Annotated in this window: 2 protein-coding genes (1 of these 2 only partly in view); both read left to right on the top strand. The window is 58.0% G+C overall.

Annotated features, from left to right (window positions below; translation table 11 throughout):
* Nucleotides 1–57: 57 nt before the first annotated feature.
* Nucleotides 58–1,347, top strand: coding sequence for a plasmid replication protein RepC (repC, locus tag GLP52_RS17045; RefSeq protein WP_237273858.1), 1,290 nt, complete (start codon nucleotides 58–60; stop codon nucleotides 1,345–1,347).
* Between the two features lie 400 nt (nucleotides 1,348–1,747).
* Nucleotides 1,748–17,830 carry the 5' portion of a calcium-binding protein gene (locus tag GLP52_RS17040; RefSeq protein ID WP_237273784.1) on the top strand. It continues 19,668 nt past the right edge of the window, so 16,083 of the gene's 35,751 nt are visible here — the first part of the coding sequence; the start codon lies at nucleotides 1,748–1,750; its stop codon lies off the right edge, out of view.

The following is a 17,830-nucleotide window of genomic DNA, read 5'->3' as shown; positions in this document are numbered from 1 at the left end:
TATATCGACACCCCGCTTGGGGTAACTGGGGCCGAGCAGCCACAGAACAGTGGTCTTATGTCGAAAATTGGCCGACCTTCGGGTTGGCGAAAAGCAACCCACCATCTGCTGGATGCCGAGCATCTTGCCGGAATGGGGGAGGGCAGCGCGGTCCCAAAATCCCGCGCTTTCGTCGCGGTAAAACGAGTCGGCGCGCATATCGGGTTGAAAGCTGGTGACCTTCTGCTGCTCGATACGCTTGGTGCTTTCACGCAGCCGCAGGATTGGGAAAGCGGGTGCCGCCCCATTGTCTGGCCCTCCAACGCACTCTTGATGGATCATACCGGGTTCTCTCTCTCGGCCCTAAAGCGCCATGCACGTCGGCTGGCCGATCACGGTGTCATCAGCTTTCGCGATAGCGCGAACGGCAAACGCTGGGGTCATAGAAACGCGCATGGGTATATCAGCGAGGCATATGGCTTTGACCTATCCCCCCTCGCCGCGCGTGCTGTCGAATTTGAAAATCTCTATGCTGGACTGCAGGCTGAACGCGCTTTGTGCCAGCGTCTGAAACGTCAGATCACGGTCGCCCGCCGGATGATCCGCGCGCGTCTTATGGATGCTCTGGCTGACAGCCTTCGTGGACCGTGGGATCAGCTCGTCTCAATGTTTGACATGTTGCTGGCCAAACTACCCCGGCGCCCAAAAGGCTCCGGTCAACTGCAACAACTACTCGCAGCTTTTGATGCGTTGCAGACCGACGTCGAAACAGCCTACTGCGAGATTTCGAAATCTGCGGACCAAGACGAAGATACCGTTCTCGAACCAACAGGGATTGCACCGGAAATGGCCCCCAAAGAGGCCGAAAATGAACCCCATATACTAACTACTAATAAACTTAATCCTGTAACCTGTAGTCAGACAGTTGAGGCGAATGGGATCACAGAATATGCAAATACCACGGCCCAAAACAGGCTTCCTGTTATTCCAAAGGAAAGCATCTCTGCAAAGCAGCGGAGCGACCAAAAGCTTACTTTGAAAACGGTTATGAAGACGTGTCCCGAGTTTAGCACTTGGGCGCAGACCCTGGGCTCTAAGGTCACCGATTGGGGCGACCTGCACCGTGTCGCTGGTCAGCTGGCACCGATGATCGGGGTGTCGAAGCAAACCTGGCATCTCGCTGAGGACCATCTGGGCAAGGACATGGCTGCGTGCTCCTTTGCGCTGATCTTTGAAAAGCATAGCAAAGGCGAGGTCACGTCACCCACTGGATATCTGAGAGGAATGCTTAGAAAAGCGGCCGCCGGAGAGCTTCATATTGATCGCAGTTTTTATGGCAGGCTCAGCGGACTTGAACGTGTGAGCTAGTTGCAGGGGCCGGCAGGATGCCTTCGAACGGCGTCCTCAAGTGCCAGCCCATCCCCGCCGACACGCGTCTACCGGCGAGCATATAGCAACCTTTTGGCCTACTGCCGCTATACGCGCTACCCGGAATATATGCCCATGCCTGTGCTATCGCAGGTTCTGTGGGAAGGTTCCCTTAGGTCACAAAAGGTTTGCTTCGAAGGCGGATTTGCGCCTAGTCTCGGGAATAATCATTCTTGTTTCTGCGTTTTTTCCTATTTCGCTCCATTTTTTCTGGAGCATCTCAATCGTTTCATAGGTCCCCTTCAGGGTGCATTAAATGTCTGTCAGGTCATTGTTTTCAAAACTGTTTCGAAAGGACGGCGCGCGCGCTGAGCCTTCTCGATTCGGTGCTGAAGGCGTTTTGCGTGACCCGACAGATGACAGCCTGAACCGCGAAGAATCATTTCGTGTCGAAGCGCTGGAACCGCGGATTCTTTTGTCCGCTGACCCCGTTTTGGGTGAAATGGCACGCATCGCTGACAAGGCGGGCTGGGATGATCCGATGTCAAATCTGGCAGCAATCGTCGAGGTTATAGACGCAACTGAAAATCAGGATGCGAAGGCTGCTGAAGTCGAAACAGCCGACGAGGCTGAAGTCGAAATGGCGTGGCCAGAAGAGTGGGTTGAAAAGGCCGAGCGCGAAGTCGCGACCCACGCGCCCTTGGATACCAGTGCTGGTGAAGATGCAGACTATGCATTTGGGTCGACCTTCGTTTCGACCTCCGTCGATCGCGATAGTATTTCGCCGACAGGTCCCCCCGCATCCATGATTGGGACGGCTGAGTTTCTTTCAACAGGGGGTGCGCATACACCTCCTGCTGAAAGCGTCTCGGATATCCATCATCTGATGTTAGAGGGTGGCAACACCGGCGCGGTCACTGCCATCACCCTTGAAACAGAAGCCCAAGCGACATTCGATAGTGCGGTGGTAATGTGGTCGGCGGCAGGCGGTTCGGTGTCAGCGGGGCTTAATTTCATCATCGGCGATCTCGCGGCAGGTGTACTGGCCAGCTATGATCTGGCCGCGAACCTAATCACGGTTGATGGCGATGCGGCCAGGGCAGGGTGGTTCATAGACACCACTGCCGAGGCGAACACTGAATATACAACCTTGAACGGATACGCGCTTGAGGCAGAGGGGAACGCCGCTGCTGAAGGCATCGATCTGCTCACCGTGATGCTGCACGAGATCGGCCACGCCGCCGGCCAGGATCATACCAGCGGATTGGCCTTGATGGGGGATACCCTCGCCGAGGGCGAACGGCTGGTACTGCCAACCGACATCAGCGTCATTCCCGCTGCGCTGAGCGGACAGCTCTTTTACCAGATGACCGCCAGCGGCGGGATCACGGCGTTCAGCGATGCGGCCCTCACCCAAGAAGTTCTGACAACCGGCAGCCCGGTGACCACGCTGATCGGTTTGGCGGGCAACACTGATGCGCTGGTCGGGGCCGACGTATTGTTTGGCGGGCTGTCGCCAGAGGGCACTTTCAAGATCGCCGGTCTGAACAGCGGCACGCTCAGCTTTGCGACGGGTGCCGCGACCGACCACGTTTTGACCTACTCCAACATCGGATTGCTGAGCGGCGGGAATGATACCGATACCGGCCTGTATGTTGTCGAAGGCCAGGATGTCGACAGCGTCTGGGATATCACTTCGGTAAATGCCGGTACGGTAACGTCTGAAACCGGCGCGATCCAGTTCCAGAATATCGGCAAGCTGGTTGGCGGCACCGAGAATGACGCGATCATCTATGCGACCGGCGGCTTGCTGACCCACGGGTTTGACGACAGCAAACAGAACGCAGCGGCGGATGCGACCAACGTTTACGAAATTACTGTCGGTGATTTTGTTACTCTGTCGTTGGGGGACGGTGCCAGCGTATCGTCGAGCTTTGTGCAAAACCAAACGGTGACGGGTTTTGTGATCGGCGGGGCAGAGGTCACGTTGACCAATGTTGATGTGGTCACGATGACTGTCACCGGCGCGACGCTCTTTGCCGGTTCTGATGGCGAAGCGTATTTCACGCGCATGGCGAATGGCCAAGAAAATGTCGCGACCGGGATAGAGGGGCAGGAATTTGACTTTGATCTGCGGTTCTATCGCCAAGCCTCCTCCGCCGGGTACTACGTCTGGGCATCGCTGGATGCGTCGATTGAACAGCTGACGCTGATCAACGCCGACGCGGTCAGAGGGTCGATCGGGCAGGCGGACGTATTGTTGAACGTTGCGTCTGACGGGGCGGTGGTCGACGGGATCGATACAAGCGACGCCGTCGTGATCCGCGCAACCGGCACCGCGTTCGAAACGGCGACGGCCGAATTTGCATCGGTCACCGGGACAGCCGCGCTGGTTGTGCAAGAAAAGACCGAGCGGACACAAGGTGTCTTTACCTATACGGACATCGCCTATGTCGCGGGTGGCGTGACGCTGACCAAGACAACGGCGGATGTAACCTTGCCATCGGGCAATCCCGTCTTTGGCGATCTGCTGGTCTTCCAGCTGCAAGATGCGTCGGCGTTTATCGGCGTCGGGATCGAACTGCCAAGCGTGTTGGTCGCGCCAGCGAATATTTCATTCGACACAAGCAGCCCGAATATCGAAGGCATCCTTGCGACCGACCTGAATTTCTCGCTTGGTCTGTTCAAGACGCAGGCGGACACCAACGTGGCTTCGGTGATCTACGCCGGCCTGAGCTTTACCACGGCAGCGGAATCCTTTGGTCTCGCCGAGACAAAACTGATCGCGCGCGAATTGTCGGTAAAGCTGAATGTCGCATCCGATTTCACCACGGCGCTGGATTGGACACAGGATGCGTTGAAGGATCCATCGGGCGCGTCCTATCTGGATCTGACATTTGACGGGATCGAGCTGCTGGCCGATGTCGAGATCGAGATTGCTGAAACGGTTCTAATTGCCGGACAGGTTGAACTGTCCGTCAAGACGCAGACGATTGATGATGGTGCGATTACAGCGACGGACGCGACGGTCGTCACTTTCAAACTTAGCGATGGCTTCTTTGCAGCCGGTATCATCGACCTTACCCGTGACGCGAACAATGCGCTGGTGCAGGCACCGATCACACGGACGCCGATTGATGGTGCCCCCAACGGTGTCTCGGCAACATTCGAAGGGTTTTATGCCGCGGGTGTCAGTTTCGAGCTGGCAGTGATCGCACGGAACTTGGACAGCGCCGCGATTGATGGCGCGCCGGGTTTCGAGACGTGGCTCGCCTTCCGCGCCACGGTAGAGAATATTGCGGTGCAGGGGCTTGGCGGCCCGGATGATTTTAGCATCGCAGGTCGGGACTTTTTGGTCACCGGCAACTTTGCCTCGTTCGTTGATCTGGTGGTTGACCCCGGTGCCGTCCCTACGGTGATGAACTGGAAAAACCTGGCCGACGATCTGACCGGCCCGCAGCTTGATCTGACGGATGCGGTGCTAGGGCTGAACGGGCTCGAGCAGTTCAAGATCGGCGGCACGCTGACGCTTGAAATTTCCAACGCAGTTTACCTGACCTCGACCTTCTCGATGGCGGTGGCGATGGATGTACCGACGGACCCAGTATCGGGTATCGACGGGGATCTGATCTTGCTGACCCTGTCCGAGACCACGTTCTTTGCCGGTGGCAGCGCGGTCTTTGCCGAAGATACCGAAGGCAACCTTGTGATCAACCGCGGCAATGCCAGCGGCGTCTACGTTGAGAATGCGAACCTTGCCTTGGGCGTGCTCGTGGATACCGGTGCCGACGTGATCGATACGACAGACGACGTGACCTATATCGGGCTGACCGGCGGGTTTGATCTCGCGCAGGTGCTGGGTCTGGGCAACGTCGAGGCGCAGGCGGCTGATGTGATCTTGCACTACAATGCCGCGACAGATGACGCGGGCCAGCCGGCCCCCAAGCTGGATTGGTCGACCATCGCTTATACCGATGCAGCCACAGCGCTTGGCGATCTGGACAGTGGCACGGACTTTGCCATTCAAGGGCGGATCTTTTACGGCGACGGCCTTGTCTACCTCGACGGCGGCTTCTCGCTTTTGACGGGTAGCTACACCGTTTCGGCCAGCGGGATCGGGTCGGATTTCGCCGCGAATGTGACAACCTTCTCGATTGATGATGCATCCCTGTTTGCGGGTGTCGGCGGTGGCTTTACATATGGTGTTGCCGATCCGTCGCGGATCACCGGCTTGATTGCGCTGAATGATCTGGAAGGGGCCAGCGGCTTTAGCGCGACGGGTGTTTCGGCCGAACTTGCCTTCATCACTGAGGCCGCAGCGGCCGCACGTAGTTGGACCGCGATTGATGCACGCGTGGGCACAGCCGATCTGGTCGGCCTGCCCGAGGGTTTCGTGGCCAGTGTCAAAGACGTCTATTTCAGCACCAACATTGCAGACGAAGCATCAAGCACCAAACTGAACTGGAACGCTCTGACGCTGGACGGAACCGCATTTTCGGCGGTGACGGGGCTCGCGGCAGTCGGCGCGGTGGATGATAGCCTTGGTGTCGTCTTTGACAACACTCTGGGCTTTTCGTTTGGCGGTGCATTCCGGGGCGAAATCGACAGCACTATTCTGCTCGCTGGGGCGTTGACCGGCGACATTGTTGCGCTTGAACAACTTGATGCGCTGCCCGGTGACGTGGCCGCGTCCGAGACCGTTAACGTGCTCAGCTTTACCGTCGCGAACGGGTATCTTTTTGCCGGCGTTGGCGGCAGCTTCACCACGGTTGGCGGTGTCGTGACGGGCATTGCGGCGGGCGGTACCGGATTTGCAGCGGCTAATCTGTCGCTCGATTTCCTGTCGATCAGTCAAGGTCAGACTGATCCAACGATTGTTGGCACGACACAGACCTGGACTGCGATCAAGGCAGGGGCAGGGCAGCTTGATATTCGCGGGATCGACGGTATTGACCTTAAGGCCTATGACCTCGAAATCCGTCTGAACGCAGCCGCAACGACTGATCTTGCTGCGACGGCGACCAAGCTAGATTGGACCACGCTCAGCGCCACCGACGCACCGATCTTTGGGACCTCGTCGATCACGGATGCGCAAGACGGGATCAATGCCGATCTTGATTACAGCGTTTCGGGGGCCATCGAAGTCGCGATTGAAGACAACGTTTTGCTGTTTGGAGCCTTTGGTCTCAACGCGCAGACCAAGACGATTGATGACGGCAATGGTATCACGATTGCCGATGCGTCGGTTCTGTCCTTCTCGATTAGCGGTGCAACGATGTTTGCAGGGGCAGGGGGTGCACTGATTTATGACGGTACAACCCAGCGTGCGACAGGTCTGGAAGACGGCGGCACCGGCCTGGCCGTGCAGAATGCCAACTTTGAGCTGGCGATTATCAGCGAACCTGCCACAGCCACAGCGCCCCTGAGCTGGCTTGCCGTCGCAGGCGAGATTGGCAAGGCTGACTTGCGTGGCATCGATGGGGTCACCGCGATTGCGCGCAACGTTACGTTCCGCTTTAATGGTGCGGCGACAGATGCGGCGATGGTATCGACCAAACTGGACTGGTCGGCCATTAGCGACTTTGACGGCACGCGGATCGGCACGATTGATGCGACGCTTGACCTTTCCTTCGGCGGAGAGATCGAGCTGAACATTCAAGACAACGTTCTTGTCGCAGCGGGTTTCTCGGGCACAATCCAGACTGTATCGAACGTAACCGACGGCGCGGGCATCACAGTTGCACAGGCGCAGTTGATCCAATTCAACCTGTCCAATGCCTATCTGTTCATCGGCGATGGCGGTGCCTTTACCCGCGACGGTGATCTGGCGGATGGCGCTGTGATTGGCATTTCAGATCAGGGGACAGGCTTTGCCGTCACCAACGCGGCACTTAATCTTTACGTGGTGAACGAGGCTGCTGGCGTCGGTGCCACATCCGTTCGCAGTTGGACCGGTCTCTATGCGACAGCAAGCGAAGTCTCACCGCGCGGCCTACCCGAAGGCTTCGACATCGCGGTGACGGATATCGAGGTCATCTTTAACAAGGCGAGCGTGACGGCACTGCCGGGTGGGGCTCTCACTGACGGGACCAAGCTTGACTGGGTAAATGTCGCGCAGTTCACGGCCGTGCCGGATGTGTTTGATGCGGGCACCGATCTGAAAGTCGCGGGCACGTTGACGCTAGATGCCTTCGGGTTTGTCGATCTGGGGGCGCGGTTCGATCTGCAGGTTATCTCTGGCGTAGAAGCGCAGCTGGATACGGACGCGGCGCTCGAGGATGCGACGCTGTTGATGCTGGGCCTGACCTTGACGGATCCGATGTTCATCGGGCAGCCGGGCGGTGTCGGGATTTCGGTCGGGAACGGACATGTCGCGGTCGCCCTACTTTCGGCGGTGCCGGATGCAGTACCCACGGCGACGGTCACCACGATCCCAAGTGCTACCGCGATCACGGCCAGCCTAGGTGATGCGACCATCACCAACCTGCCAGAGGGGATTGATTTCAACATCAACAGCCTGACACTGGACTACTATACCCATGTGCCGCTTGATGTGGCTGACCCCGGCTTTAGCTGGACGTCCGTCATTGTGCCGGATCAGGTGTCGGGCGATGGTGTGCTCTTTAACTATGGTACCTCGGATGCACCGCTAGCGGCCCGTTTCAACGAGACCGCGGACAAGACACTGGTCACGGGGTCGGTCTCTTTCAGCGCCTTCGACTTCATTGCGGCGCAGGCAACATTCTCGTTTGCGCAGGACATCGTTGATGTCGATGTAAACAGCGATCAGAACTTTGATCTGGCCGCCGACATGGATAACGCCTTGCTGACCCGTATCAATCTTGGTGTCGTTGGCACCCAAGCCGATCCGGGGCTGACCATCGGTATCCGCGATGGACCGGGTGTATCGGTGGCCAGTGCCGAGCTGGTGTTCGCGAGCATTACCTCGTCTGACCCTGTTCTTGATGCACGCGGTTACTTTGGTCTGAAGGCAAACATCGATACCGCGACCCTCGAAGGGGTAGAGGTGATCGACGCGACGCTGAACAATGCTACGCTTGAACTGAACACTGCCGCGATCAAAGGCAGCCTGACCCCGCTGAGCGTTCTTGACTGGAGCCAAGCCGTAAACCTCGATTCCACCGAATGGACGACACAGGTAGCCATTGATGCCGCCACTTACGACGTGCTTTCGGCCACGAATGTTAACGGGTTTGTGGCACCTGATACAGATACCGTTCTCGACATGACCCGCGACGGCGTTGCGCTTTATGCCGATGCAACAATCATCATCAATGATTTCATCTATGCCCGCGGTGAAGCATCGCTTGTATCCGAGCTGAATGTCGCCGCGCGGACGCTGGATGATGCCACGACCTTTAACACATCTGTGCTGCGCCTTGGCCTTGCCAATGTCGCGGTTTTTGCCGGCAACGGGGTGCCCGACTATCTGACGGATGCAGGGACCGGTCGCGTGACTGGCGTGGACCCTGCCAGCAACGTCACCGGCGTAACGCTAAATGTGAACAGCCTTGGCGTTTTGCTGGTCAAGGAAAGCCCGACAGGTCCAGCAGCGACAACGCCATTGCGCTCTTGGTATGCGATCAAGGCGAGCGGTGACGCCGCGCTGCTGGGGGTCGAGGGGCTTGAGCTCAGCGGGACGCTGAATGTTGCGGTAAACGGCATCGACACGACATTGCCCACCTACAGCACACTTGATTTCAGTGATACGGACATCTGGAATGTCACCGTTGGTGATAACACCGCAATCACTTTTGACGATCTGATCGAAACGGCAATCGAAGTGCGCGGATCGCTTGTACTGGGGGTAGAGGAATACGTCTTTATCTCGGGCGAGTTTGCATTCCGCAAAGGCGACGCCCTGCTGGATGTGGTGCTATCAGATGGCGCGGAGCGAACGGTTTCGGCGCTGACTGTCGGTGCGCGGGATGTGAACATCTTTGTCGGCACGGGCTATGATTTAACCAAGGCCTTCGATGCGCAGACGGATCTGGTCGGATTGAGTATCTCGAACGGGTTTGTGGTGCTGGCGCTGTTGCAGTCGGTTGATGCGGCAACGGGTCTGCCGGTTGCCTTAGGCGCGCCAACGGCAGGGGCCTACACCGCGCTGAACGCCGGCGGAGACGTGCAGTTGGTGGGCATCGATGGGCTGACGCTTGCGGCCTATGACTTTGAAGTAAAATATAACGCGGCCAATATCGGGCGGACGATCAACTTTGATGCCAATAACCTGATTGTACCCACCGGACTTGATGCTGCCAATGATGTGACGCTGTCGATGGCAGCCGAAATCCTTGAGGTGACAGGCTTTGCCGTCATCACCATTGACCAGTATGTCTTCCTGTCTGGCAATGTGACTTTCTCGAAAGGGATGGTGGTCGCAGCCACCACTGATCCGACAGCCAAGAAATTTGCGGTGACGCAGATCAGCGGCAGCAACATCAATGCCTTTGTTGGTGTAGGCGGGCCGTACTTCGAGCTAGATATTCCGAACCGCACGTCTTCGGTTCCGGCCGACGCCGGTAGCGCGGTTGGCGTCTCGGTGCAGGGAATTTCCTTTGATCTCGCGCTGCTGTCACAGGTAGAGCTGAGCACCGCGACCGGTCAGTATGTCGCCAGCCTGAACGGCGACCGGTACACCGCGCTTTATGCCCAGGTTGCTGGCGTCAATCTTGTGGGCGTTGGTGGCGTCGCGCTTTCGTCGACCAACGTCAAGATCAAGGTCAACCAAGGCCGCGCCGGCGCGCCGGCTGGCACGCCACAGACGGCCCTGCCAGCTGCCTTCGACTTTACCGAGGTTACCGGCCTGTCACCGGGAGCCACGACCTCTGAGATAATTGAACCAGATTTCCTTTACGTCTTCAAAGAACAGAGCTTCAAAGAGACCATTATTGGTTTCGAGGCTATCGGCAGCACCGCCGGCACCGGTCTTTCGCTGCTGATCAACACAAACGGTGTCACCCCGTCCAGCGCCGCCGATGCAGACTTCGCCCTTCTGGCTGATATCAGCTTTGAACGGACCACGCTGCAAAACGGGTCTATCGTCACCAAGATTTCCGCTACCAATGTGACCGCCAGCCTGGGCAGCATCGATTTTTCCGTGACCGGCAACGCGTTGATCCTGATCACCCCTGCGGGTCTGACCGCAAATATCGATGTGACGCTGCCTGCCAAGTCGTTCACTGATGGGCGCACTACATTCGCTTTTGATGCACCGACCTTCCGGCTAGAGCTGAATACCGCGACCGTCGCGGTCAAAGAAGAGTTCAAGGTCGCGCCCTACACCGACGAGAATGGGGTCGTGCAGACCACACGCAGCCTTGATCTGCCTGCGGGCAAGTTCATCCGCATCACGGGCGAGGACCTGCGCCTGAGGGTAGATCTGGATAACGCATCCGGCACGATTGCAGCGTCCGACCGACCCGAGCTTGAGTTTAGTGGCGCGATTTCGCTCGCTAGTTTTTCGGATGTGACCGACCCAGATAATGTCAAGAAACGTACGATCTTTGTCTTTAGCGGTGTGACAGGCACCTATACCGATCCGAATTCTGACGCGGCCAACCCCGACGTTTACGGGCTGACCGACGCTAAGGGCGTGATCCTTTATTATGCTGGCGAAACCGACCCGACACAGAACGGCCTTGCGGGACAGATCGAACTGACTGCGCAGGGCGGTGCCGGTGATTTCGCTGCCGAAGCCACGGGCATTCTGCGCTTTAACACCACAGCGCGGACCATCGATCAAAGTGTCGATATCGGCGATGCCCTCTACCGGCTGACCTTTAGCGCGGCCCAAGCCGCCACGGCAACTACGCCGTACTTCATTCAGCTTGGCGTTGCGGATTTGACCCTGACCTATGACCCCTATCTGACTATCTCGGGGTCGGTGAACACGCTGAACATCGCTGACTATGCCAGCTTTGTCGCGGCAGGCGTCAGCAGCGGGATTTCGGCACGCAACATCAGCATTTTCCTTGGGGACAAAGGTGCCGACCTCCAAAGCACTGATGATGATGTGGGTCTGCTGATCACCAATACCCAGCTTGTTGTGCTGGAATTCGTGACAAGCGGCCTGCGGACCTTTGCGATTTATGCCAAGGGAGATGCCTCTGTTGTCGGTATTGACGGGCTGCGCATTCAAGGATCCGTCGAGGTTTGGATCAACAACTCTGGCCAGACCATTGAACCCACGCAGGTTCTGGATATTCCACGACTGGATTCCGATGACGTGCTGCCGAGCCTCTCGGTCAAGTTCGTATCCGGTACGATGGAAATGGTCATGGGCGGCACAGGCGACCAAAAGCTGACCATCGGGATCGGTGCAACCTCGGCTGAGGATGTCGTGGTCATTACATCGGATGCTGTGCAATTCACCCGCACCCCACTTGGCGTGATCGAGGTATTTGCGCCGGATACGCGGATCACGGTCAACCCCGAAGGTGATGCTGATCGCGCTATTGGTCTGGGGGGGGCAGCGCGGTTCAGCTTTGGCGGCGGCAACGGGTTCCAGCTGTCCGATATCCGTCTGACCAGCTATACGATCAACGCCCAGACTGGCGTCGTCAACTCGCGGCCTCGCGATCTGGTCCAGCTCAGCGCAGATCTGGCCTCACCGTTGCAGAACCAGATCGTGCGTTTGGACGAACTGACCTATATCGACGTTATTTATAACAACAATAACTACCTCAGCACGGCCGATCACCCTGATGGTATAGTCGATAGCTCTATCACCGATGCCGAGCAGGAATTCATTATCCGTGCGGTGAACCAGTCTGGCACGACCTTTAATATCGAAGTGTCCGGCGCGGCCACGCGGGTCGAGGGCACGGCCAAACCGACCTTCCGCTACGAAATTCTGAGCAAACCTGACAGCATCCCCACCAACACCCCGATCACCTACGAGGTCGAATTCCTTGCGAATTCCTGGAAGGACAGCGCCAATTCACTGGGTGCACGAGAGATCGAAAGGTTCAGCGTTTTGCGGGCTCTTGGCGATGGCTTTGGCGCGGCAGAGTTCGAACTGGCCCGCCTAGCCGCGGCGCAGGCCGCGTCGATCGCGCTCGCTAAACCGTTCTCGGGGGCGACTGTCGATGCGATGCAACTGAACGCTGCCGGATATATCGACGTGACCTTCCGCACGACCGTTGGACAGCGCTTGAACCTAGACACAATCGACGGCAATGAGATCCGAATTTCGGCGGTCGAGGGGGCTGCCAATGTGGGCGGTGTCATTGGCGTGGCGCGGGTGTCAGCGACAACATGGCGCTATTTCATTGCGGCCAAGCCCCCGGCTCCTGTCGTGGGTGTTCCGGCCAGCCCCGTTGGGGCAGCTGCGAATACACGGTCGAATGCGGCGTTTAGTGTCGGCGACGTAAAGGTCGACTTTATTGCTGGCACCTGGTCGTATGAGCAAGACCGCACGGGTCTGACACCGACAACTGTTCTGTTTGGCGCTGTCGATGGTGTGACGCTGACGGATCGCACCGTAAACAACGCTGCAAATGCGGGCACTGCAGCCGATCCGCTTCGGGTTCAGTATTCGTCGGTCTTTACGGTTGCCAATATTCCCGAGGCACAGACCAGCGGCCTATCCTTCAACATCGGCCCGGTCACGATTGAATCGCCATCTGTCGGTCTGGACAAGCTGGCGTTCAAAGATGGCCGTCTGGTCTTGACGATTGCCATCGGTGCTGATCGCGCGGCGCTTGCCTTTGGCAGTACTACTGCGCAGGGCGGGACAGCGTCTAATACGGGTGGCACAAGCGTTGTGATCAATGGCCTGCTGGTCAAGTTCGACGTTGGCATTGATGTGCTGGCGACGGTGACTGGCGGGGAGCCGGACATCGGTTTCACAGGCAAGTGGGAAGTGACGGCGGACAGCTTGATCGGGACCGTGCCAGAAGTTCTGACCTTTGAGGCGTTCAACATCAAAATCGGCTATGACCCCGATTATGACGCGTCAAAGGATCTGTTGAACACGCTTGACGGTGCCGGCCAAAAGCTGGTCCAGATTGGCACCGTGCGCGTCACTTTCCCAAGTTTCGGTCTGACGGGCCTGATTACAGGCAATGCCACGACGCCCGGTTTGATCGTCTATGAAAACGGGTTCAGCCTGAAGACGGCGCAGCTGATTTATGGCGGGTTGTCCGCCAACCCGAACGCGGCTGCGGCGACGCGCACCGACGACCAAACCGGCCCGATCCGGTTTGGCAGCCTGCTTGAATTTGATGATCTGCGCATTGGGGTCACGGACTTTAGCGTCGTGTTCGGTCAGGCCGTGACCTTCAACGGGTCGATCTTCTTTGCTTCGGGCGGGGCAAAGTTCGCGCCGGGCAAGGCAATTTCTGCAGACATCCGCGACCGTGTGGGACCAGAGCTGACCGATACAGTTGGCGCACCGGATACCGAAGCGATCCGCCTTGGTCTGACCTTCACCAATGGCGTGGTCGACGGCTTTATCTGGCGCATGGATACTTTCCGCATCACATTGGGGCCGAACCTTGTTCTGACGGGTCAGGATCTGAACCTTGATACCGGCGCTGCCGCCGACGAAGAGCTGATCAGCTTTGCCGCCATCGGGGCCGAGCTGACTGTCGGCTCTGTGACGCTGGTCGGTGAGGCGCGTCAGTTCGCCTTCCTTGGCGACGGATCGTTTGTGACCAAGCGTGGCTTTGGCGTCTTCATCGGCGTCGGGTCGGCGACAGGTGCGACGTTCAAATGGCCCGCATGGCTACCGATCCGCATCACCGAGATCGGCGTTCAATGGGCAGATATTCAGGCGGCACCTGAAGAATTCGTGCTGACCTTGTCAGCGACCATCACCGGCCTGCAAGGCAACCCCGGCCTGAAATTCGAAGGCACGGTCAGAGGCATCCAGATCGACGTGGGCGCATTGATTGCGGGTGATAACCCAATAATCGGGATTGAATCGCTCGGGGTCTCTATTTCGGGCAATGTCTTTGGTGGCCAGATTGAGGGCTCGTTGATTGGCGGCATTATCAAGGTGGATGCCAATGGCAACGAGATTGGCGTGCTTGATACCGATACGGTGGTGGCCGACCGCGTCTTCTTTATCGGGGTAGAGGCAGGGTATTCCTTTGCGGGTTTGTCGGGCTTCACCATCCGCTTTGCGCTCAGCGAACTTGGCCCGCTTGGGGTGCTTGTGACGGCGCAAATTCCGGGCGGTATCCTGCTGGAGCCGATTTCAGGCCTGACCATCAACAACTTTACCGGCGGCGTTGATTTCTTCACCAGCTTGCCGGACATCACCACGCCGGGCGAATTGACCGGACCTGCCTTCCAACTGCCAGCCAATGTCAGCATTGACGGTTGGCTGGACATGGTGCGCGGTCAGGTTCTGACGCAATACCGTTTGGTTCAGGCGAACCCGTCGCAAAGCGGTTTTGCAGCGGCCTTCCAGGCACCCATGGTGATCACCGGCAGTGCAAAGCTGTATTCGATTTACACATCAGAGCTGACCTTCAACGGTCAGGTCACGATCAAGATCTCCACGGATGGCAAGATCCTTGTGATTGGGCAGCTGAATTTTGCGGCAGACAACCTGTCTCTGTCGGCGCGTCTTTATGCGAACCTAAGCAAGATCGCGTCGGGCGAGGCGACGATCCTGTTTCTTGCAAAAATCCCAGACCAGATTGATCTGATCACGATAGAGGGCAGCCTGCGCTTTGGTTTCCAGACCCTAATGGGGGATGATGTCGCGATTGCGATCGTTCAGGACCGTGCCGCCAGCCCGACACAGGAACTGGCCGGGCCGGGTGCGGGCACCGAGTTGGGTCAGTCGGCGATCAATAGCGGGGGCTATATCGATGTGACGTTGGATGCCCTGCCGACAAATGCGACAGGTGTTATCCTGAATTCCGCCAGCGTCCTGGATCTGTCACCTGAGCTTATCCTCGCGGACGGTAGCGGTGTTGCGCTGGACGATACGCTGGCACCTGTCCATCTGGGCGGCACGACCTATCGTTTCTGGGTGATCGGCACCGCGACGAGCGACATCAGCTATACCTACGTTAATCAAGGCTGGAGCTATCTGAACGAACAGACCGGCGAAGTGCTGTACAGTGGTGTTGCAGACGAAGAGACGTCGGATACGGGAACAGCGAGCGTGGTTTCCGGCCCTTGGATCGATATCCGCTTTATCCCCGAGATAGGTGCCGAACTGACCTTGGATGACCTTCGCGCCATTGTGAACAATAACGTGGCACCCTTTACGGTGCGCGACCAGAACAACGCTATCGTTGCGCTCAAATCCTTTACAGCTGCGACCAAAAACAACGCCCGCGTGATTGTTGGTGACGATATCGTGCGCTTCTTCTTTGCCGACACCACGCTGGCGACGGGGACCTACACGGTTGAATTCAATGCGGATGGCTGGACGCGCGATGGCACGCCAAACATTCAGACCGTCACGCAAAGCTTTAGCATCGTGAACCCGACGGCCAAACTGGTCGGGCCTTTCGGGACCTCTGACACGGGGTACACGGCGGATGTGAACGCGTTGAACGCCGGATCGCAGGACCTGATCATCTCGTTCCGCGGGCCTTCGGGCAATGCACTGGATTATGCGTCAATCTTTGACACGGATGCGGAATTCACGCTGTCCCTTGATGGATCGAATATCGCCGTTAGCGGCCCTGTGGCTGTGCGGCAGGGGTTCGTCGACGATGCAAACAGCCCTGACAATGGCAAGGTCATCTATACGGCGGTGACCGTGCCCGCAGATTTAGCTGCCGAAGGCGTAACACTCGAAGAATACCTGACCTCCCAGGGGATTACCCAGTTCAAGTACACTGTAACGCAGGCTGGCTTCGCCTACGCGCCGGGTGTTTACGAGCTGACTTTTGTTGACAATGCCTTTAGCGACGCAGCCCGTAACCAGTCCATCGCGGCGACTGCAATTGAACTGGTTGTCGAAGGCGCCACTGCGGCACTGGTAAATCCGGGCGAGGGTGCGTCGATCGACATCAACCGTTTGGGCGCACGCAGCTATATCGACATTACCTTCCCGGCTGTTCCATTGCCGTTCGCGGCCTACGATCTTGTGTCGATCACGGATCTGGCGGCAGAATTCACGCTCTCGGGTGATGACCGCGGGTCAATCGCGCTGGACAGCGCACAGGCACCGACGCTGATCTCGGGATCGGCCACGGGCACGCCGACCTATCGCTATTGGTTGACCGGTGATTTCGCAGATGGCGCTGTCACGGCAGACATCACGGTCACTGCGATCAACGGCTCATGGTCCTTCGTCAAGGCAGCGGGCGATGTGACAGTGAACGGCACGGTGAACGACGGCGTTCTCGAGATTGGCGAGACTGACGCGGTCGCCGGGGTCACGAACCCGCTGTCGCTGACCACTATCTTTGGGGCCGCACCCACCGGCTACAGCTTTGATCCGGCGTCCTTGCTGGATGCAGCACCCGAATTTGCGGTGATCACGGGCGGGGCACTGGCAGGAAATACGCCGACTGTGCGTCAGGATGATGGGTCGGGTACGGCGACCGCGGTTCAGTATCGCTATGCCATCGTGCCCACCGATGCCGCGGCAACTTCCGCTGCGGTCACCCTGACGTTCAAGCAGGATCAGGTCTCCTATCAGGCTGACGTAGGTGGCTCCTTGACGATCGCGTCACTGAACGGCGGCGCGACTGACGATGTCAGCTATATCGATATTCTGGTAGCGCCCGCGACGGGGCAGACCGTGCCAGACTTTACCGCGAATGTCGCAAGTTTCACCCTGACGGGTGCGGGGGCTGTCGGGGTTACTGTCACCGGACTGATGGATATGGGCGCAGGGATTACACGTGTCTTCCTAAGTGGCAGCTTCTCGGTCGGTGATGCCGCATTGGAAATTGCCGCTAGCACCTTTGGCGCGGTCGGCGCGCAGAACCGCGCATTGACGCTGGGCTTTAAGGTGGCGGGGGCGCAGGCCGATATCGTGAACCCGGGTGCTGATGGGATCATTGGCATCGGTGCAATCAACGGACGCGGCTATGTCGATCTGAGCTTCGCGCGGTCTGCACAAGGTTTGCGTATCGGGTCCATCACCGATCTTGCGCCCGAATTTGTATTTGTCGGGCAGAATGTTCAGATCACCTTTGATGATATGCAGGCCCCGGAATGGCTGAACCCTGATCCTGCTTTCGATGCTGCTGGCAACCCCGTTGATCCCGATACGATCACCGAGAATTATCGCTTCCGTTATTGGACCACGGGGACATTCACAGCGGGCACCACCATTGAACGGATCGCGGGCTTTGTGAACGCCGATGGCGTCGAAGAAGCCACGGTCTTGCGCAACGACGGTGTGGCAGTGATAACGACCGGCACCGTATCTTTTGACACGCTGACGCTGGATACGCCTTGGGTTGATGTCCGCTTTACCCCGACCTTCGGCGACGCCATCGACTTTGGCACATTGGGGGACGAAATTAGCGTCTCG

Source organism: Sulfitobacter sp. M22, assembly GCF_021736025.1.
GTDB classification, from domain to species: domain Bacteria; phylum Pseudomonadota; class Alphaproteobacteria; order Rhodobacterales; family Rhodobacteraceae; genus Sulfitobacter; species Sulfitobacter litoralis.
The sequence above is the reverse complement of the archived record's forward strand: the minus strand, read 5'-3'. Positions and strand labels throughout refer to the sequence as shown.

Excerpts from the sequence above, each read along its gene's own strand:
- repC (WP_237273858.1), top strand. The coding sequence starts at position 58 with ATGTCGAAAATTGGCCGACCTTCGGGTTGGCGAAAAGCAACCCACCAT.